An 18342-nucleotide genomic window follows, 5' to 3' on the forward strand; every position below is an offset into this window, starting at 1 on the left:
ATGTTGGATCGACTGCTAGCCCTGCTCGTCCTGGCGATTGTCCTCGGTGTGCCGCTGGGCCTGATCTTCCTGGTGACCGGCCAGTTCCTGATGGACTTCGTGTTCTTCTACCCGCTGTTCATGTCCGGCCTGTGGATCGCCGGCGGCCTGTACTTCTGGCTGCACTGGGAACGCCACTGGCCCTGGAAGGACGACACCCTGCCGCCGGCGCTGGCGGGCGAGCCGCTGATCAGCATCCTGATCCCTTGCTACAACGAGGGCGACAACGCGGCTGACACCATCCACGCGGCGCTGGCCCAGCACTACCCGAACATCGAAGTCATCGCGATCAACGACGGCTCCAAGGACAACACCGCGCAAGTGCTGGACGCCCTGGCGCTGGAAGATCCGCGGCTGCGAGTGGTGCACCTGGCACAAAACCAGGGCAAGGCCGTGGCCTTGCGCATGGGCGCCGTGGCGGCGCGCAGCGAGTACCTGGTGTGCATCGACGGCGATGCGCTGCTGGCGCCGAACACCGCGGCCTATCTGGTGGCGCCGCTGCTGGAGAATTCGCGCCTGGGCGCGGTGACCGGCAATCCGCGGATTCGCACCCGCTCGACTTTGGTGGGCCGGGTCCAGGTGGGCGAGTTCTCCTCGATCATCGGTCTGATCAAGCGTACCCAGCGGGTGTTCGGGCGGATCTTCACGGTCTCCGGGGTGATTGTCGCCTTCCGCCGCTCGGCCCTGCACCGGGTCGGCTACTGGAGCCCGGACATGATCACCGAAGACATCGACATCAGCTGGAAGCTGCAGCTCGATCACTGGAGCATCTTCTACGAGCCACGGGCGCTGTGCTGGATCCTCATGCCGGAAACCCTGCGCGGCCTGTGGAAGCAGCGCCTGCGCTGGGCCCAGGGTGGCGCCGAGGTGCTGTTCAAGAACATCCGCGGGATCTGGCAATGGCGCCACCGCTACCTGTGGCCGCTGCTGTTCGAATACTGCCTGTCCACCGGCTGGGCCTTCACCTTCCTGCTGTCGGTGATCTTCTGGGGCGTCGGCCATTTCATCGTCATGCCCGAGGCCATCGCCGTCGACCGCCTGATGCCGCCGGCCTTCACCGGGCTGGTGCTGGCGATGGTCTGCCTGCTGCAGTTCGCGGTCAGCATCCTGATCGATCGCCGGTATGAAAAGGGCTTGGGCAAGACCATGTTCTGGGTGGTCTGGTACCCCCTGGTGTTCTGGCTCGTCAGCCTGTTCACCACGCTTGTCAGTTTCCCCAAGGTGCTGTTCAGCCAACACCAGAAGCGTGCGCGCTGGGTCAGCCCTGACCGTGGCATCAAGCCGACAGATGATGAAGAGGAGGCTCGCTGATGAAAATCATCAGAACCCGTCAACGCCCATTGCTGGTGATCGTCGATGCGGCGTTCACCGTGCTGGCCTGGATCGGCCTGCTGTACCTGCTGGTACGCGGCCTGTGGCCGCTGATCGACACCCACGACGGCCCGCGCATCGAGGTCGGCGTGCTGGAAGCGCTGGGCACCTTGCAGACCTACCTGTGGGTGGCCTTGCTCAACGCCGCCGTGCTGATCCTCTGGGCGCGTTATCAGCAGCGCAAGAGCAAAAGTTTTGCCCGGCGCCGCCTGCCGTCGCCGGCGCTGGACGACCAGCGCCTGAGCGAAAGCTTCAAGCTCAGCGCCGCCAATTTTGCGCGCATGCGCCAGCCCGGGACCATGACGGTGCATAACGACGAGGAGGGCGGCATCAGCCTTGTCACCACCGGCTTCTTGCGCCTGAACCCCGAGCGCCAGCCGCATCCGCCGTTGCTGGCGGATTCCGTGGAGCGCTGATTCGGCGGCCGGTTGAAGGTCGCGGGATCAGGGCGGTCGGGTAAAAATCCCGGTGCTCGTCGAAAAAAGCCCCGGAGCTGAAAAAATCCGGGGTTTTTTCGTTTACAAGCGGCTGCGGCTCAAGCTCAATCAGCCTCCAAGCTCCAAGCTCCAAGCTCCAAGCTCCAAGCTCCAAGCTCCAAGCTCCAAGCTCCAAGCTTCAAGCAGCAACGCTGCGCAGCTATAGTCTCCAGGCCCCGATGAACCCATTCGCAGAAGGTGCTCGCGTATGTCCCGTTTTGCCTCTCTCAATACCTGGCTGGCCGCCGGCGCCGTCCTGCTGTGCCTGCAGTTGCCGGCCCAGGCCCAGGAGCGTTTCACCCTGAATGTGCCCGGTGTCTCGGACAACCGCCTGTTCACCCCGGCCAGCGCCAGCGATGCCAAGGGCTGCGGCGGGCATAACCTGTCGCCGGCCCTGGCCTGGACCGCCGGCCCGGAAGGCACCCGCAGCTACGCCATCGTGATGCACGACCCGGACGGCGCCAAAGGCCAGGGTATCGACCACTGGGTGCATTACGGGATCAAGCCCACGACCCGGCAGATCGCCGCGGGCGCGGGGGCCAAGGGCACCCTGGAAGGGCTGGGCGGCACCAACAGCAAAGGCACCACCGGCTACGTCGGCCCTTGCCCGCCGGTGGGCGACAGCGCGCACCACTACATCATCCAGATCTATGCCCTGGAACTGGCGCCCGACGCCTTGCCGGCCGGCCTGACCCGCGCCCAGTTGCTGGAAAAGATCAACGGCCACGTGCTGCGCAACAGCAGCGTGGTGCGGCGCTACCTGCGCTAAGCAGAATTTTTTTCCGGGGGCTTAACCCGAATCGCCAAGGGGCTTCGTCTGAAGGGGGGAATGGATCAATTTCCCCCGAGGTCAGCCCCCATGTTCCTTCCTCCGTATTTCCTTCGCCCCGCCGTTCAGGGGTGCGCCGCCGGGTTGCTGTTGGCCATGGCCGGTTGCGGCCCGTCCTCGCCTGAGACCCGGGGCGCTGCCTTGCCCGCCCCGGAGGCGGTAGAGCCGCAGGCCGCCGTGCCCTCGCCGAGCGAGGCCCCGCGCGCCGATGTGATCCTGGCCGGATACAACAACGCCAAGGCGCTCGCCCCGGCCCCCATGCAAGCCTCGATGATGACGCGCGAATCGCTGCCCGCCGGCTATCGCGCCGAGCCGCGGGAGCAGTACCAGAACCTGCCGGACAACCCGATCCACAGCGTGGCGCAGGCTCCGGTCTCGACCTTCAGCGTCGATGTCGATACCGGTGCCTACGCCAATGTCCGGCGCCTGCTCAACCAGGGCAGCCTGCCGCCGCAAGGCGCGGTGCGCCTGGAAGAACTGGTCAATTACTTCCCCTACGATTACGCCCTGCCCGGGGACGGCTCGCCGTTTGGCGTGACCACCGAGATCGCGCCGTCGCCCTGGAACCCCCACACCCGCCTGCTGCGCATCGGCATCAAGGCTTCGGATCGCACCGTCGCCGAACTGGCGCCGGCCAACCTGGTGTTCCTGGTGGACGTGTCCGGCTCCATGGATCGCCGCGAGGGCCTGCCGCTGGTGCAAAGCACCCTCAAGCTGCTGGTGGACCAGTTGCGCGAACAGGACCGGGTGTCGCTGGTGGTGTATGCCGGTGAATCGCGGGTGGTGCTGGAGCCCACTTCCGGGCGTGACAAGGCGAAGATCCGCAACGCCATCGAGCAACTGACGGCGGGCGGCTCCACCGCCGGCGCGTCGGGCATCCAGCTGGCGTATCAGATGGCCCGGCAAGGCTTCATCAAGAACGGCATCAACCGCATCCTGCTGGCCACCGATGGCGACTTCAACGTCGGCATCAGCGACTTCGACCGCCTCAAGCAGATGGCCGTCGAGCAGCGTAAAAGCGGCGTGTCGCTGACCACCCTCGGCTTTGGCGTGGACAACTACAACGAGCACCTGATGGAGCAACTGGCCGACGCCGGCGATGGCAACTATGCCTACATCGACAACCTGCGCGAGGCGCGCAAGGTCCTGGTGGACCAGCTCGGCTCGACCCTGGCGGTGGTGGCCAAGGACGTGAAGCTGCAGGTGGAATTCAACCCGGCCCAGGTCAGCGAATACCGCCTGCTGGGTTATGAGAACCGCGCGTTGAAACGCGAGGACTTCAACAACGACAAGGTCGATGCCGGCGAGATCGGGGCCGGGCATACGGTCACCGCGCTGTATGAAATCGTGCCCAAGGGCCAGCTGGGCTGGCTGGAGCCGTTGCGTTATGGCCCAGCCCCCACGCAGCCGCAATCGAGCATCAAGAGCGACGAACTGGCCATGCTGCGGGTGCGCTACCAGGCGCCGCAAGGCGGCAGCAGCCGGCTGATCGAGCGGCCGATCCTGGCGTCGCAACAGCACGGCAAACTCATCCAGGCCAGCGATGATCTAAGATTTGCCGCAGCCGTGGCGGCGTTCGCCCAGCAGCTCAAGGATGCTCGTTACACTGGCGACTTCGGCCTCAAGGACACCGTTGCTCTGGCCCGCGGCGCCAAGGGCGAAGACCGTTTCGGCCTGCGCGGCGAGTTCGTGCAACTGGTGGAACTGGCGCAGAGCCTGCAGACTGCCGCTCCGGCGAATCAGCCGGGCCGTTCCGGGGAGGCGTTGAGCCGCCGTGAGTAACGTCATGACGAGCCACCAGAAGGAGTTCAGTACGACTATGCCTGCGGCGAATCGACCAGAGCCCGCCAGCAGCGACGAAACGCTGCTGGCGCGTTATCGCGCGGGCGACAGCGCTGCCTTCGAAGTGCTCTACCAGCGGCATCGCCAGGGGTTGTACCGGTTCCTGCTGAGCCTGTGCGACAAGGCCGAGCTGGCCGACGAGGTCTATCAGGACACCTGGCTCAGCCTGATCCGCACCACCAGTGCGCCACAGGGCCGGGCCAGCTTTCGCACCTGGCTGTACCAGATCGCCCGCAACCGCTTGATCGACCACTGGCGCAAGCACGGCCTGCGCAACCCGCTGCACGACAGCTACGACGAGCAACTGCACGATTTGGCCGATGACGCCAGCGGTCCGGAACAACACCTGAGCCTGAGCCGTGAACGGCAACGCATCGACGCCGCCTTGCAGGATCTGCCCGCCGACCAGCGCGAGGTGTTCCTGCTGCGCGCCCACGGCGAACTGGAATTGCCGCAGATCGCCAGCCTTACCGATACGCCGCTGGAAACGGTGAAAAGCCGCTTCCGTTATGCGCTGAAAAAACTGCGTCGGCTCCTGGCCGAGGAGGTACTGACATGACTGACGCCCGACAGCTTCCCCCTACCGAAGAAGAGCGCATGCTCGAGCACATTCGCCAGCACAGCCATGGCGAGCCGCCGGCCAGCCTCGACGCCCTGATCATGGCCACGGCCCGCCGCGAAGTCCCGGCGCCCCGGCCTTCCCTGTGGCAACGCTGGTTCGATCTGTGTCGCCAGCCGCGCTGGCAAGTGGCGTTCGCCGGTCTGTTCGGCGTGACCCTGCTGCTGGGCGTGTTGCAGCGCTCTCCAGAGCCGGCACCGAGCCAGGCATTCGCTCCCGCGCCGGCACCCGTGGCAAAGGCCGCTGCCCCGCAGCTTGCACGGCGCCAGGCCGAGTCCGCGCCAGCCGGCGCAGCCCCTGCGGAATCCGCCCATGCGGAATCAACCATGGAGGAATCGAACCGCTTCGAACTGGCCGCGACGCCGGAGGCGGCCGCTGGCGCCTTGTCGGCACCCGCTCCCGCGGCACCCGGGGCGGGCCTGCCGCTGATCCATGACCCGCAAGCCTTCACCGCCAAGCCTTATGAGTCCCTGGGGCACCTGGCGTCATTCCCGGGTAAGGAGCAGGGCAAGGAGCAGGACGAGCGCGAGGCGCCGGCGTCGATCCTCGACGACGCCCTGCGCGAGGTATTGCGGCTGCGCAAGACCGGCCAGGACAAGGTCGCCGACCAGTACATCATCGCCCTGAAGCAGCGCTTCCCCGACGAGGAAATTGCCGAACGCCTGGAGGCCTTGCAGCAACCCTGAGGGCAAAACGCGCGCAAGTAATGGCCTGGCACCACGAAAACGCGCACTATCGAGCCAGTTTCCTGAAAGTGAGAGGCTGGCCATGGCGCCACGCATCGACCGTATCGCTGCACTGCTGAATTGCCCGACCAAGGGCGCGGATATCCGCCAGGCCATCAAGGAGAGTCGCAAGGACTTTCTGCTCGAGGCCGGTGAAGAAGATGAAGACCCGCAACAGGCCCAACCTGCCGCGGATCAGGATGAAGCGGCGCCGCAGCGGCAGACGCCAGACTGAAACCCGGCGCGGTTACTTGCGGGCGGGCGCGCGTTTCACGTTCTGGCCCTTGGCCTCGATGGCCAGGGCAATCGCCTTGTAGCAGTCGTAGAACAGTTCCTGGTTCTTGAACATGTTCTCCACCAGTTCCATCTTGCCGTCGCTGTGCTGGACGCGGATGAAGCGCTGGTTGAAGACTTCCACCAGCTCGACGTCCGAGATATTGATCAGGCGAATCTCGCGGATCTTCGAACTGAAATTGCTGACCGGGGCGACCAGCTTCTTGTCCGTCAGCACCACATAACGATTGCCGGCACCGCGCAGGAAGATCAGCGCCCCCGCGGCGGCGACGGTCATGGCCACGCCCAGGACGCCGAGCAGTTGCATGACCAGATGACCATTGAGCCCCAGGGCCTCTATCAGCCGGATCACGCTGTTGTTCTCGCTGGGTGTGCCGAACACCGCGAACAGCGAAAACCCACCGAAGACCAGGCCCGCCAGGGTCATTTTCTTGTAGTTGGGCCCGTAGTAGTAACGTGCCTGGTGCGACGGCGCGGTGTTGCCGGAAAGGTTCGGGATATTCATCGTTTGGGGTCTTCCATGAGTCTGGCGAGAAACGCTGTGTATGCGCTCGGCAGTGGGCCGGGCGCGTGAATGGCATCAGGGGAGGCATCATCGCAAAAAAGATTGGAGACACCTAAAGGGCTTTCGGGGAGAAAAGGCTTCACCAAGAAGCGAAATACCTCACAACCAATGCAGCCAATCCGCCTTGTCCCTCCCAAACCTCCCTCCCTATAGTTCTTCCTGTCGCTGAAAAATCAGCGACCGGATTTGGCGATCCGTTTAAAGTTAGGCGCAGTCGTGTCATCGACTCCTTGCGCGTGCATTTCTGTACGGGTGATGGCGATCAATGGCGGCTGTGCGCGGGAGACCTTCGGGTCTGCCGGGTTTACTAACTTACCGGTTCGCCAACCCGCGTACGGCTGCCACCCACTCGTTTGGCGACGAGATCGGCAGTCTTCTTAACCAAGTTAGGGATGACATGTCATGTCGAAGTACATACCGCTGCAAACCAATTTTCCTGATTGTCCTGTTCTGCTGATCGATAGTGATGAGCCGGTAGCGCATGTGTTGGATTGTGCTCATCAGCGGATCAAGGCCGGGACGGATCTTCTGGAAAGCCTCACTTCGGTGACGATCAAGGGCATCGAGGATGCTGATCTTTATCGGCTGACCCACGCGGCTTATTTGCTGCTCAGGGAAGGGGTGGATTTATTGGAGGTTGCGCGAAGAGTTGTTGCTTGAGCTTGAGTTCCACGAAGGGCTTCTTGCGCAGCCCTTCGATCAATTTCAGCTGACGGGAGAGGCCTCGCCTCTGCATGAATGCCCCTCTGTCCCCCTAAATTGACGCAATCGTATCGCCCCACCTATAGTCTCGGGCAGAACGAATGAAGCGAACGGACGGTACAAGGAAAACCTCCCACCTCATTTTGCAGCCCTATGGCCAAGGAGAAAGGCGATGCTGAACGGTGCTGGCACCCGTGGGTGCAAAAAACTCAAATCAGACACGGTCGATGTAAAGACTTGTTGCCGGTGTGCCGTCGTATCGAATTCATCTGAACTATATATGCTGTACTTTTCCCTATGAGCCAAGCCGCCCTTATCAATCCAAACATATTAACGTGGTCCCGCGAACGTGCTGGTCTGACTGCTGAGGATGTAGCTAAAAAGCTGCCTACAAAACCTGATCGCGTTCTTGAATGGGAGTCTGGGGAAAGCAAGCCTACTTTTAGGCAGGCTCAGCACTGGGCGACTATTGCCCACGTTCCCTTTGGCTTTCTCTTCCTCAAAGAGCCTCCCTCCGAAAAACTTCCATTACCCGACTTACGCACTTTGGGCGGAGCTGCTCCTGCGTATCCTAGTTTGAACCTACTGGATACAGTGAAGGATGTGCTACGTAAGCAGGATTGGTACCTAGATTACCTTCAGGACCAAGAGATGAACCCACTTCCGTTTGTGGGTAGGTTCACAACACAGGCTTCGGTAAAGCAAGTAGTAGCTGATATAAGGCAAACTCTAGGTGTAGATCCTGATGCAGCACGGCTTAACTATGATGCATATGTCCGTACGCTCATTAGCGCAGCTGAGACGGTTGGAATACTTGTGATGCGTAGTGGCATTGCTTTAGGTAACACTCATCGTAAATTAGATGTTTCTGAGTTTCGAGGGTTTGCGATTAGCAATGCTTTAGCACCTGTGGTTTTTATCAATAGTGCTGACGCTGATACAGCTCGTTTATTTACTCTGATGCATGAGCTTGCACATATTTGGATTGGCAGCACTGGAATATCTGATGGCGGTAGCCCTGCTGGCCGTAGAGAGGAAGTTTTCTGTAATGCCGTGGCTGGCGAATTTCTTGCTCCAGAAGAAGCCTTTCGGGCAGCTTGGCAGGATGGGGTCGATTGGCACGATAATTTAGCCCCATTGGCTGCTCGATTTCACGTTAGCACCCTAGTAATTGGTCGTCGCGCACGGGATCTAGGCTATATCAGCAGCGATCAGTACGGTAACTACTACCGTCAGATACTCCGAGCTTTTCAGGATAAGGATGGTGCTGGCGGCGACTATTATCGAACCGTAAAGGCAAAAAATAGTATCCGTTTCAGTAGAGCGGTATTAACAGAAGCAATGAGCGGTCGGATGCTGCTGCGTGACGCGGGTAGGTTGCTCGGTGTGCAGCCTGCCAACCTTAGGACCTACGCCAGTAAACTCACGGAATGAAGCATTTATTAGACGCAAATACACTGATTGAAGCTAAGAATCGTTATTACGGGATGACCATCTGTCCCGGATATTGGTCTTGGCTTCTTCTTCAAAACCAAGCTTTTGAGTTGGCCAGCATAGTGTCTGTTAAAGATGAGTTGACCAAAGGAAAAGACGAGCTGGCTCAATGGGCTAAAGATAATTCTGCTTTGTTTCATGAGGTTAGTGATGAACGAACTCAGGAAGCATTTGGCCAAGTTGTTTCTGCTATTGCCGTACAAAGCGAAAAAATGAAGGTTGGCGCGCTCGACGAGTTCCTGAGTGGAGCAGATCCTTGGTTAATTGCGAAAGCCATTACTACTGGCGCAACAGTAGTGACTCATGAAGTGCTTAATCTTGAGGTTAAGAGAAAGTTTATTATTCCGAACGTATGTGAGATGTTTGGAGTCTCTTATATGAATACCTTTGAACTACTAAATAAACTTGAGGCGCGGTTCGTCTTACCAGTATGAGCCGTTAGAGAAGTGGTTCAGGTTCCTTGAACTGGTAGAACTGACGTTTTGCCTGAAGTATCAGGGCAAACATATTTCGAGCGATCAGCAACCGGCAGCAGGCGCGTTCAGGCATAGGGCGAAGCGGGCAGGTCGATGAACTCGGCGGTGGCACCGTCCTCGGCCATGCGCCGGGCCCGCTCCGGCAGCAGCCGGGCGTGGTTTTCCAGCTGCCAGCGATACCAGCTCAGGCGCTGGACTATCCGTCGCCGACAAGGGGCCGGCAGCTGCGCCAGCAGGTCGGTGCTGGCGGGCGCCCAGCGAGCCCGGGTCGAATAATAGCCGAACAGGTTTTCCCGCAGGCCGAAGCAGTCCTCGAAGCTTTCCTCGATGCTGTAGACATACAGCTCGAAGCCGGCGCTCAACTGCTGCTCGCCGTCGGCGTTATCGCGCAGGTAGGCGAATATCCCCGGCCAGTTGATGCAGAACAGGTGCTCGTCCCAATCGCCGTCCCGGGTCAGGTACTCGCCCTGGCCACGAAAGAACTGCGGTATCTCCTGGCGCGCCAGGGCCCGTTCAAAGTTGCTGTTCATGCCGCTCTTCCTCTCGTGAGCCCTGGACGTTGGCGATGCCGACGGACTGCGCTACGCATTCGATGACGCAGTCGAAGCCGATGTCCAGGCGCAGGTAATAACCAGGCTGCAAGCGCGTGAGCTGGGTGCGCATACACCCGTCGAAACGCGTACCGCTGACTTGGAGTTCGCTGATGCCCTGGATCTTCAGGTCCAGGCGGCAGTGGGTCAGCGCCTGGCCGGCCAGCCAGGTGGACGGCAGGGACTGGCGATGCAATGCGCCCGCCAACGGCAGGCTCAGTTGCTCGCCCTGGAACTGTGGTCCCGGGGTATGCAGGTCGTAGGGCGTGGCCGCTACGTCGAATACGGCTTTCCAGGCTTGGGGATTATCGACGCTGAACAGCCAGTCGCGGGAACCGCGATCTCGCTCCGGGATCGCCCGGCATTCGGCCAGGGACGGCAACCGGGCGCGTGTCAGGTCGTCGTGCCACAGCTGCCGGGCCGCCAGGAGCAGGCGCTGGAAGAAGTCCCGGCTGTCGTCGATCTGCGCCGGCCAGCCGGCGGGCCATTGATCGTATTCGTAATCGTCTTCAATGGGTTCCCACACTTCCTGGAAGTCGAAATCCGGATCGTCCAGGGCCGCTTGCAGGACCTCCACCAACCGCTGCCGGTGACGGAAGTTCTCCCGGGCGTTGAAGCGCGCCAGGCAGTAATGACGGATCAGGTGTTCGCGATCATCAGGGTCGTTGGGGTCGTAGCGGCTCAGCTCGGCATCCAGGGCCGGGGGCATGTCATAGCCGATGAAACCGCCGATCCAGGCGCGCAGGTCCGGCTGGTAGGGCTGGTCGAGTAAAGGATGGCGCAGCATCGGGACCTCCTGTCCGCGAGGCGTGGGGCGGCACACGCCTCGGTGATTCTTCGATCGACTCAACGGTTGGAAACGAAAAAGCCCCAGGCCATGCGACCTGGGGCTTTTGCGTTTCTGGCTGGCGCACTCGGCGGGATTCGAACCCACGACCCCTGCCTTCGGAGGGCAGTACTCTATCCAGCTGAGCTACGAGTGCAGTGCGGGCGACATCATACCCATGTCGGCTTGGGGCGTCCATGCGGTTTTTTTTCGCGTGATGATTGGTCGTCGTCTCGTTGTTTATCTTGTCCTTTGCGATACCCGCAAGCCCCCTCGCCCCATTCACAAGTCCTCCTCTCGGACGTCCCTTTGTTTGCTTTGCTCTATGGCTTCAAGCGCTCTAACCGCTGCGTGCTCGCGCAGCGATTTCCTACCAGTCAAGGCGAACGCATGCATTCAAAAGGCGCGGTAATGCTCGATTTTTCGTTGCGTCAGACTCTGCTGGCACGCTCCGATCTGTTCAGGGGGCTACCAGACACTTTGATCCGTTATGTGGCCACCCATGCCGTGGAGCGCTCGTTGAGTGACCGGGAGGTGCTCTACCTCAAGAGCGAGGCACTGGACTTCATCGCGCTGGTCGCCGAAGGGCAGGTGTATTCGGTGATTCATGGCCCGGACGGGCGCGAGCAGATTGTCGGCAGCGCCGGCGTCGGCCAGGTGGTGGGTGAGTCGGCGCTGATCGAGGGTCACGCCCGGGAAACCTCGGCCTTCGCCTGTGGCCCGACCCGGGTGCTGCTGTTGGGGCGGCGGCATTTCCGGGCGCTGTACGACGAGCCGCTGTTCTGGCAGCGCGTGTTGATGCTGCTGATGACCCGCCTGATGAAGATCCTGGAGTTGCTCGAACTGGTTTGCCTGCATCGCCTGGAGTCGCGTCTGGCGCGGTTCCTGCTGGCCAATATCGATGACTTCGAGCTGGCCCCGGCGACCTGTGCGGCGGTGCCGCGCAACCAGGGCATCCTGGCCTCGATGCTCAACACCAGCCGGCCGAAGCTCAATGTCCAGTTGCAGCTGTGGCGGCGTTCGGGGGTGATCAGCTGCCAGAGCGGCCGCCTGGTGATCAACGATGTCGAGCATCTGCGGCGCAAGGCCTGCTCGCTGAATTAATTGTCCAACTGTTCCCCAGGTAACAGCGAACGCCTGCTGTGCGATCAGAGACTGTCGGCTCATCAAGGAATGCACAGGGAGTGCTGGCGATGGGATCTTTTCGTGAAGTGGCGGCGGTCGACCAGTTGTTCGAGGCAAGCTGGCGAGCGGTGTACCCCGAGCTGATGCGCCGGGCCAACCGGCGAGCCAGGGGCAACCTGGCCCTGGCCCAGGAGTGGCTGTCCAACACGGCCGTGAAAGCCCTGCTGTTCTTCAGGCGTTCCCCGGAACGCATACGAGAGCCGCAGGGTTTTCTGTTTCTGGTGCTGGACCATGTGTTTCTCGACAGCCTGCGGCGCAGCAAGCGTGAAGGGCAGCTGTTCGATCATTCGATCGACCTTGAGCACGATCACCAGGCCCTTCTCGCCGCGCCTTGCCTGTCGGTGTTCGAGTACACCGAGCGGTTCGAACGACTGGTGCAGTTGGGCAATCGCGTGGAACAACTGCCATTGCTCCAGCGGCGGTTGTTTGAAATGCGTTTTGTCGAGGAATTGCCGTACCCGCAGATCGCCGCCGAGCTGGGCATCGCCCAGCCCCTGGTGCGCAAGCGCGTGCAGTTGCTGCGGGCGGCGCTGCGTTGACAGCGCCTTTGCGTTCACAGCCGTGGATGCCGGGCGTTCTTGTGTCATGAGCACCTGAAACCGTCGACGAGTTCACCGTCAGCGCGCCTGCGCTGGCGCCTTCCATCAAGGAGAGATGTATGCCAGAGGTCAACAGCCAGATTACCGACGCTGTAACGCAAACCAACGTCAAGGTGGTGGCCGAGGCGCCGGCCCAGGCCATTGCCTCGCTGTACCAGGTGGCCAGTCATTCGGCGGGGCTGTCCCTGCAGAACGCGGTCAACAGCCAGCAGGCGTTGAATCAGATCTCCAATGCGGTGATCTCCAAGGCGGTGTCGCTGATCATGCAGATCGGCGAGAAGCCTTGACGCCTGGGGAGATGCCTCATGTTCTGGTTCAAGAAAAAACCTGCTGCCGCCGCCGAGCCGGAGACTGACGCCACGTCGGCGACCGACCCCGAGGCGGCCGATCCCAAGCCAAGCGATACCGAGCCGCGCAATCCCAGGCCGAGCAATCCCGAAGCCGCCGAGCCTACGGCTGCGGGGCCCCAGGTTGCCGATCCCACCCCAGCGGGCGACTCCCCGCCACCGAGTCCTCCCAGCAAGTCGCCGCGCACGGTGATGGACCGCATGAACGACTACATGATGGTCCAGGTCGCGGCGCCGCCGACCGGCAGCACCGATGCGCTGAACAGCCAGATCGTCGAGGCGGTGCAGTTCACCAACGCGCAGACCTTCAGCTACGCCCCGGCGCAGATCGCCATTGCTCCGGACATGATGATCAGCCAGGCCGCCGGCCTGGTCGCGCAATCGGCGGCGGGCTATTTCGACGGGGTCAGCAAGCTGGCGCTGGCGGCCCAGGCGGTATTGCTCGAGCAGATGACGAAAAACATCGTCGAGAACCATCCCGAAAAAGCCGCCGAGGACGCCTTGGGCGCCCTGGCCACCGATCTGCTGGTGGGGGCGGCCGCCGCCGTTGCCGCGGCCGCCGGCGCCCTGGAGGCGACAGCGGCGGGTATTGCCATCGACAAGATCGACGAGAGCATCGCCAAGTACAGCAACACCCTGGCCAATCGCGGCGCGCCGCCGTCCTGAGTCACGCCGTCCTGGCGTCATGAGCACCCGGTCCCGGAGCCCCACCGGGACTGGGCAGCAGCACGTTCTTTAATGAGCAAGGAGGAGGCCGAGATGCCCCAGGAAAATTCCGACTCGCTAGCGAGTCTTTATCAATTGGCCGATGCGCTCAACCTGAGCCTGTCCGCGGGCGAAAAGCAGATTCTCGAAGCCTGGATGCGCAGCGAGCCGCGCACGGGTGTCATGGAGCGGGTGCTCAACCAGACCCAGCATTTGATCGAGAACGAGAGACAGCGCACCCGCGACTTGATGGAGCAGGCCAGGGTCAGCGAAAGCAGCCTGCTGGGCAGTCCCCAGCAGCGTGAGGCGGTGATCCGCCAGTGGTTGGCGGCCAAGCGACAGGCGACGGTTATCGATGCGCCGGAGGAGCCTGTGCGGATGCTCAGCAGCGCGCAGAACCAGCTGATCCGCCAGACCGTCGAGGAAGCCGTGCAAGCGCGGATGCTGGGGCTGGTGCAGCAGGTCGAGGCGGTGCTTTCCCGTATCGACCAGGCAGGCGACGCGCCGCAGGACCATTGAGCATTTGCTCGTTCACAGCCTGTGTTTTGCCACGTTCATTGGTTAACACGGAACCCGCCGTGTACTAAACAAAGGAAGTTGAACCATGCCATTAGTCAACGAGCAAATTACCGACGCGGTCACCCAGACCAACGTCAAAGTGGTGGCCGAATCCCCAGCGATGGCGATGAGCACCATCTACCAGTCCATGGGCCAGGCGACGGCGATTCTGTTCCAGAACGCTGTTTCCGCCCAGCAGCAGCAAAATACCCTGGCCCAGGCCGCCACCAACCAGGGCGTGATGCAGATCTACAGCGTCGATACCACCGCCGGCGCGGCGGCGACCGAAAAAGTCGCCCAGGGCGGCGTGGCCGACAACCTGACCAGCCTGCTGACAGTCCTCAAATCGTTCAACCCTTGATCGGGCGAGCGCTAACGGAAGTTGTTCTTTCTTGAAATAAGGAGTTTCACCTATGAGTACAGTCAGTCCGCAAATCACCGACGCCGTGACCCAGACCAACGTCAAGGTCGTGGCCGAAGCGCCGGCCATGTCGATGGGCACCATCTACCAATCCCTGGGGCAATCCGTAGCGATCCTGTTCCAGAACTCGGTCTCGGCCCAGCAACAGCAAAACACCCTGGCCCAGGCGGCGACCAACCAGGGCGTGATGCAGATCTACAGCGTCAACACCACCGCAGGCGCGGCGGCCACCGAAAAAATGGCCCAGGGCGGTGTCGGCGACAACCTCGCCAGCCTGCTGACGATCCTCAAGTCGTTCACCTAAGGCCTGGCCCTGGAACAACCCCGCAGCCTTCCGGTTGCGGGGTTTTTTGCGTTTGGCACGCCCAACCCCCTGTAGGAGCGAGCTTGCTCGCGATAAAGAACGCCCATTCGACACCCATGTCGACCGCCAGGCCGCCATCGCGAGCAAGCTCGCTCCTACAGAGGGGGCGTCTGCTCCCAATCGCAGGGACGGTGTCGTTGATCCGAAAGATTCTGCCAAAGCGGCGTTTTCGTTCTTTTTTTCGAACAGCCTATTGCCCTGTCCCCTGGTTGACCCTAGGATTCGTTTGAGATTTCAAACGCTCTTGTCAAAGAGCCGATCCGCCCGTCTATTCTGACAGGCGCTATTTCTGTGCTTGAGCCCGGTAACAGTTTTTCCTGACGGCAGCCTGTCAAGGCGCCTTTCAACAATCACAATTCGCTCCGCCCCGCGCGGTGCTGTTAAGGAAACCGACATGCAGCTTAAAGACGCCCAGTTGTTCCGCCAGCAAGCCTTCATCGATGGGGCTTGGGTCGACGCGGATAACGGCCAGACCATCAAAGTGAACAACCCGGCCACGGGCGAAATCCTCGGCACCGTGCCGAAGATGGGCGCTGCCGAAACCCGTCGTGCCATCGAAGCCGCCGACAAGGCCCTGCCTGCCTGGCGCGCGCTGACCGCCAAGGAGCGGGCGACCAAGCTGCGTCGCTGGTATGAGCTGCTGATCGAAAACCAGGACGACCTCGGTCGCCTGATGACCCTGGAGCAGGGCAAGCCACTGGCCGAAGCCAAGGGCGAAATCGCCTACGCCGCCTCCTTCATCGAATGGTTCGCCGAGGAAGCCAAGCGCATCTACGGCGACGTGATTCCCGGCCACCAGCCGGACAAGCGCCTGATCGTGATCAAGCAGCCGATCGGCGTGACCGCGGCCATCACCCCGTGGAACTTCCCGGCGGCGATGATCACCCGTAAAGCCGGCCCGGCCCTGGCCGCTGGTTGCACCATGGTGATCAAGCCGGCGTCGCAGACCCCGTTCTCAGCCCTGGCCCTGGTCGAGCTGGCGCACCGCGCGGGCATTCCGAAAGGCGTGCTGAGCGTGGTCACCGGCAGCGCCGGCGACATCGGCGGCGAGCTGACCAGCAACCCGATCGTGCGCAAGCTGTCCTTCACCGGCTCGACCGAAATCGGTCGCCAGCTGATGGCCGAATGCGCCAAGGACATCAAGAAGGTTTCCCTGGAGCTGGGCGGTAACGCTCCGTTCATCGTGTTCGACGACGCGGACCTGGATAAGGCCGTCGAAGGCGCGATCATCTCCAAGTACCGCAACAACGGTCAGACCTGTGTCTGCGCCAACCGCCTGTACATCCAGGATTCGGTCTACGACGCCTTCGCCGAGAAGCTCAAGGCCGCGGTGGCCAAGCTGAAGATCGGCAACGGTCTGGAAGAAGGCACCACCACCGGCCCGCTGATCGACGAAAAAGCCGTGGCCAAGGTCCAGGAACACATCGCCGACGCCCTGGGCAAAGGCGCGACCCTGCTGGCCGGCGGCAAGCCGATGGAAGGCAACTTCTTCGAGCCGACCATCCTGGTCAACGTGTCGAAAGACGCGGCCGTGGCCAAGGAAGAAACCTTCGGTCCGCTGGCGCCACTGTTCCGTTTCAAGGACGAAGCCGAAGTGATCGCGATGTCCAACGACACCGAGTTCGGCCTGGCCTCGTACTTCTACGCTCGCGACCTGGGCCGTGTGTTCCGTGTGGCCGAAGCCCTGGAATACGGCATGGTCGGCGTCAACACCGGGTTGATCTCCAACGAAGTCGCGCCGTTCGGCGGTATCAAGGCCTCGGGCCTGGGCCGTGAAGGTTCCAAGTACGGCATCGAGGATTACCTGGAAATCAAATACCTCTGCCTGGGCATCTGATACCCGCGCCAAGGCATGGTTTTAAGCGCCAGGGGCACGAGAGCGCTGTCCCCTGGCGTGCTGTAAACGATCTTTCAGTTAGTGGCCGGGATAGCCGGGGCAGTCGATCATCGCATGCTGCCGCGGTTGCCTTCCCGCCACGTCATCCTTGAACCACGCCGACCGATGAGCGGCGAATGAGGACACTATGAGCAAGACCAACGCATCCCTGATGAAACGCCGTGAAGCCGCCGTACCGCGCGGTGTTGGCCAGATTCACCCGATCTTCGCCGACTCCGCGAAGAACGCCACGGTAACCGACGTTGAAGGTCGCGAGTTCATCGACTTCGCCGGCGGTATCGCCGTACTCAACACCGGCCACCTGCACCCGAAAATCGTCGCCGCGGTGACCGAGCAGCTGAACAAGCTGACCCACACCTGCTTCCAGGTCCTGGCCTACGAGCCTTACGTGGAACTGTGTGAAAAAGTGAACGCCAAGGTGCCGGGCGATTTCGCCAAGAAAACCCTGCTGGTGACCACCGGTTCCGAAGCCGTGGAAAACTCGGTGAAGATCGCCCGTGCCGCCACTGGCCGCGCCGGCGTGATCGCCTTCACCGGCGCCTACCACGGTCGCACCATGATGACCCTGGGCCTGACCGGCAAGGTCGTGCCTTACTCGGCCGGCATGGGCCTGATGCCAGGCGGCATCTTCCGCGCGCTGTACCCGAACGAGCTGCACGGTGTGAGCATCGACGATTCGATCGCCAGCATCGAGCGCATCTTCAAGAACGATGCCGAGCCACGTGACATCGCCGCGATCATCATCGAGCCGGTGCAGGGTGAAGGCGGTTTCTACGTCGCGCCTAAAGAGTTCATGAAGCGTCTGCGCGCCCTGTGCGACCAGCACGGCATCCTGCTGATCGCCGACGAAGTGCAGACCGGCGCTGGCCGTACCGGCACCTTCTTCGCCATGGAGCAGATGGGCGTTGCCGCCGACCTGACCACCTTCGCCAAGTCCATCGCTGGCGGCTTCCCGCTGGCCGGTGTCTGCGGCAAGGCCGAATACATGGACGCCATCGCTCCAGGCGGCCTGGGCGGCACCTACGCCGGTAGCCCGATTGCCTGCGCCGCGGCCCTGGCCGTGATGGAAGTGTTCGAGGAAGAGCACCTGCTGGACCGTTGCAAGGCGGTCGGCGAGCGTCTGGTGACCGGCCTCAAGGCCATCCAGGCCAAGTACCCGGTGATCGGCGACGTGCGTGCCCTGGGCGCGATGATCGCGGTCGAGCTGTTCGAGAACGGCGACAGCCACAAGCCGAACGCGGCCGCCGTGGCACAGGTTGTTGCCAAGGCGCGCGACAAGGGCCTGATCCTGCTGTCCTGCGGCACCTACGGCAACGTCCTGCGCGTGCTGGTTCCGCTGACCTCGCCGGACGAGCAGCTGGACAAGGGCCTGGCGATCATCGAAGAGTGCTTCTCCGAACTCTGATCCCGCCTGTGAC

At 62.0% G+C, this 18342-nt stretch carries 22 protein-coding genes and 1 tRNA gene; 19 read left to right on the forward strand and 4 right to left on the reverse strand.

Annotation, left to right across the window (positions count from 1 at the left end):
* The 7 genes from pgaC (at nucleotide 1) to AC3RCP_RS02125 (ending at nucleotide 6136) form a co-directional block, all read left to right on the forward strand.
* Nucleotides 1-1350 carry a poly-beta-1,6-N-acetyl-D-glucosamine synthase gene (pgaC, locus tag AC3RCP_RS02095; protein WP_492571746.1) on the forward strand — a complete coding sequence of 450 codons (1350 nt, stop codon included), beginning with the start codon at nucleotides 1-3 and terminating at the stop codon, nucleotides 1348-1350.
* Nucleotides 1350-1826, forward strand: a complete 477-nt coding sequence (gene pgaD, locus AC3RCP_RS02100; RefSeq protein WP_007930308.1) for a poly-beta-1,6-N-acetyl-D-glucosamine biosynthesis protein PgaD — start codon at nucleotides 1350-1352, stop codon at nucleotides 1824-1826. Before pgaC ends, pgaD begins: the two co-directional genes overlap by 1 nt.
* Nucleotides 1827-2094: 268 nt before the next feature.
* Nucleotides 2095-2655, forward strand: coding sequence for a YbhB/YbcL family Raf kinase inhibitor-like protein (locus AC3RCP_RS02105; RefSeq protein WP_007930309.1), 561 nt, complete (start codon nucleotides 2095-2097; stop codon nucleotides 2653-2655).
* Between the two features lie 90 nt (nucleotides 2656-2745).
* Nucleotides 2746-4497: a vWA domain-containing protein gene (locus tag AC3RCP_RS02110; RefSeq protein ID WP_492571745.1), complete on the forward strand. Its 1752-nt coding sequence runs from the start codon at nucleotides 2746-2748 to the stop codon at nucleotides 4495-4497.
* 37 nt (nucleotides 4498-4534) lie between these two features.
* Nucleotides 4535-5116: an RNA polymerase sigma factor gene (locus AC3RCP_RS02115; protein WP_009041613.1), complete on the forward strand. Its 582-nt coding sequence runs from the start codon at nucleotides 4535-4537 to the stop codon at nucleotides 5114-5116.
* Nucleotides 5113-5862, forward strand: coding sequence for a hypothetical protein (locus AC3RCP_RS02120; protein ID WP_492571744.1), 750 nt, complete (start codon nucleotides 5113-5115; stop codon nucleotides 5860-5862). The genes AC3RCP_RS02115 and AC3RCP_RS02120 overlap by 4 nt, the downstream gene beginning before the upstream one ends.
* Before the next feature lie 82 nt (nucleotides 5863-5944).
* The gene (locus AC3RCP_RS02125; protein ID WP_007930316.1) at nucleotides 5945-6136 is read left to right on the forward strand and encodes a hypothetical protein; all 192 of its coding nucleotides are present in this window, start codon (nucleotides 5945-5947) and stop codon (nucleotides 6134-6136) included.
* 12 nt (nucleotides 6137-6148) lie between these two features.
* On the opposite strand, the gene AC3RCP_RS02130 is transcribed toward AC3RCP_RS02125, so the two are convergent.
* Nucleotides 6149-6700 (reverse strand): hypothetical protein, encoded by a 552-nt coding sequence (locus tag AC3RCP_RS02130; RefSeq protein WP_101336450.1) that lies wholly within the window; start codon nucleotides 6698-6700, stop codon nucleotides 6149-6151.
* Nucleotides 6701-7162: 462 nt separating this feature from the next.
* Between AC3RCP_RS02130 and AC3RCP_RS02135 the strand changes: the two genes are divergently transcribed.
* The 3 genes from AC3RCP_RS02135 to AC3RCP_RS02145 all read left to right on the forward strand — a co-directional run bounded on the left by AC3RCP_RS02135 (nucleotide 7163) and on the right by AC3RCP_RS02145 (nucleotide 9390).
* Nucleotides 7163-7420 carry a hypothetical protein gene (locus tag AC3RCP_RS02135; protein WP_492571743.1) on the forward strand — a complete coding sequence of 86 codons (258 nt, stop codon included), beginning with the start codon at nucleotides 7163-7165 and terminating at the stop codon, nucleotides 7418-7420.
* A 339-nt stretch (nucleotides 7421-7759) separates the two neighbouring features.
* Nucleotides 7760-8896, forward strand: coding sequence for an ImmA/IrrE family metallo-endopeptidase (locus AC3RCP_RS02140; protein WP_492571742.1), 1137 nt, complete (start codon nucleotides 7760-7762; stop codon nucleotides 8894-8896).
* Nucleotides 8893-9390, forward strand: coding sequence for a DUF4411 family protein (locus tag AC3RCP_RS02145; RefSeq protein ID WP_492571741.1), 498 nt, complete (start codon nucleotides 8893-8895; stop codon nucleotides 9388-9390). Before AC3RCP_RS02140 ends, AC3RCP_RS02145 begins: the two co-directional genes overlap by 4 nt.
* 107 nt (nucleotides 9391-9497) lie before the next feature.
* Here the strand turns inward: AC3RCP_RS02145 and AC3RCP_RS02150 are convergent, their stop codons facing one another.
* The 3 genes from AC3RCP_RS02150 to AC3RCP_RS02160 form a co-directional block, all read right to left on the reverse strand.
* Nucleotides 9498-9962 carry a hypothetical protein gene (locus AC3RCP_RS02150; protein WP_492571740.1) on the reverse strand — a complete coding sequence of 155 codons (465 nt, stop codon included), beginning with the start codon at nucleotides 9960-9962 and terminating at the stop codon, nucleotides 9498-9500.
* A complete protein-coding gene (locus AC3RCP_RS02155) occupies nucleotides 9946-10809 on the reverse strand; it encodes a hypothetical protein (RefSeq protein WP_492571739.1) in 864 nt (287 codons plus the stop codon). The genes AC3RCP_RS02150 and AC3RCP_RS02155 overlap by 17 nt, the downstream gene beginning before the upstream one ends.
* A gap of 119 nt (nucleotides 10810-10928) precedes the next feature.
* Nucleotides 10929-11005 (reverse strand) — tRNA-Arg (locus AC3RCP_RS02160).
* A gap of 254 nt (nucleotides 11006-11259) precedes the next feature.
* On the opposite strand from AC3RCP_RS02160, the gene AC3RCP_RS02165 reads away from it, so the two are divergent.
* The 9 genes from AC3RCP_RS02165 to gabT all read left to right on the forward strand — a co-directional run bounded on the left by AC3RCP_RS02165 (nucleotide 11260) and on the right by gabT (nucleotide 18329).
* Nucleotides 11260-11952, forward strand: a complete 693-nt coding sequence (locus tag AC3RCP_RS02165) for a Crp/Fnr family transcriptional regulator (protein WP_158245994.1) — start codon at nucleotides 11260-11262, stop codon at nucleotides 11950-11952.
* 89 nt (nucleotides 11953-12041) lie between these two features.
* Nucleotides 12042-12572, forward strand: a complete 531-nt coding sequence (locus AC3RCP_RS02170; RefSeq protein ID WP_492571738.1) for an RNA polymerase sigma factor — start codon at nucleotides 12042-12044, stop codon at nucleotides 12570-12572.
* 119 nt (nucleotides 12573-12691) lie between these two features.
* A complete protein-coding gene (locus tag AC3RCP_RS02175) occupies nucleotides 12692-12919 on the forward strand; it encodes a RebB family R body protein (RefSeq protein ID WP_007930328.1) in 228 nt (75 codons plus the stop codon).
* Nucleotides 12920-12937: 18 nt separating this feature from the next.
* Nucleotides 12938-13645 (forward strand): hypothetical protein, encoded by a 708-nt coding sequence (locus AC3RCP_RS02180; protein WP_492571737.1) that lies wholly within the window; start codon nucleotides 12938-12940, stop codon nucleotides 13643-13645.
* Nucleotides 13646-13738: 93 nt separating this feature from the next.
* Nucleotides 13739-14203, forward strand: a complete 465-nt coding sequence (locus AC3RCP_RS02185) for a hypothetical protein (RefSeq protein ID WP_492571736.1) — start codon at nucleotides 13739-13741, stop codon at nucleotides 14201-14203.
* 85 nt (nucleotides 14204-14288) lie between these two features.
* Complete coding sequence (locus tag AC3RCP_RS02190) at nucleotides 14289-14603, forward strand: RebB family R body protein (protein ID WP_009041621.1); 315 nt, start codon at nucleotides 14289-14291, stop codon at nucleotides 14601-14603.
* A 52-nt stretch (nucleotides 14604-14655) separates the two neighbouring features.
* Complete coding sequence (locus AC3RCP_RS02195; protein WP_025808521.1) at nucleotides 14656-14967, forward strand: RebB family R body protein; 312 nt, start codon at nucleotides 14656-14658, stop codon at nucleotides 14965-14967.
* A gap of 454 nt (nucleotides 14968-15421) precedes the next feature.
* Entirely contained in the window at nucleotides 15422-16864 is a 1443-nt protein-coding gene (gene gabD / locus AC3RCP_RS02200) for an NADP-dependent succinate-semialdehyde dehydrogenase (protein ID WP_009046383.1), read from the forward strand.
* 187 nt (nucleotides 16865-17051) lie between these two features.
* Nucleotides 17052-18329, forward strand: coding sequence for a 4-aminobutyrate--2-oxoglutarate transaminase (gabT, locus tag AC3RCP_RS02205; RefSeq protein WP_007930337.1), 1278 nt, complete (start codon nucleotides 17052-17054; stop codon nucleotides 18327-18329).
* Nucleotides 18330-18342: the final 13 nt, after the last annotated feature.

This window comes from Pseudomonas sp. GW822-FHT05A08, from assembly GCF_058800485.1.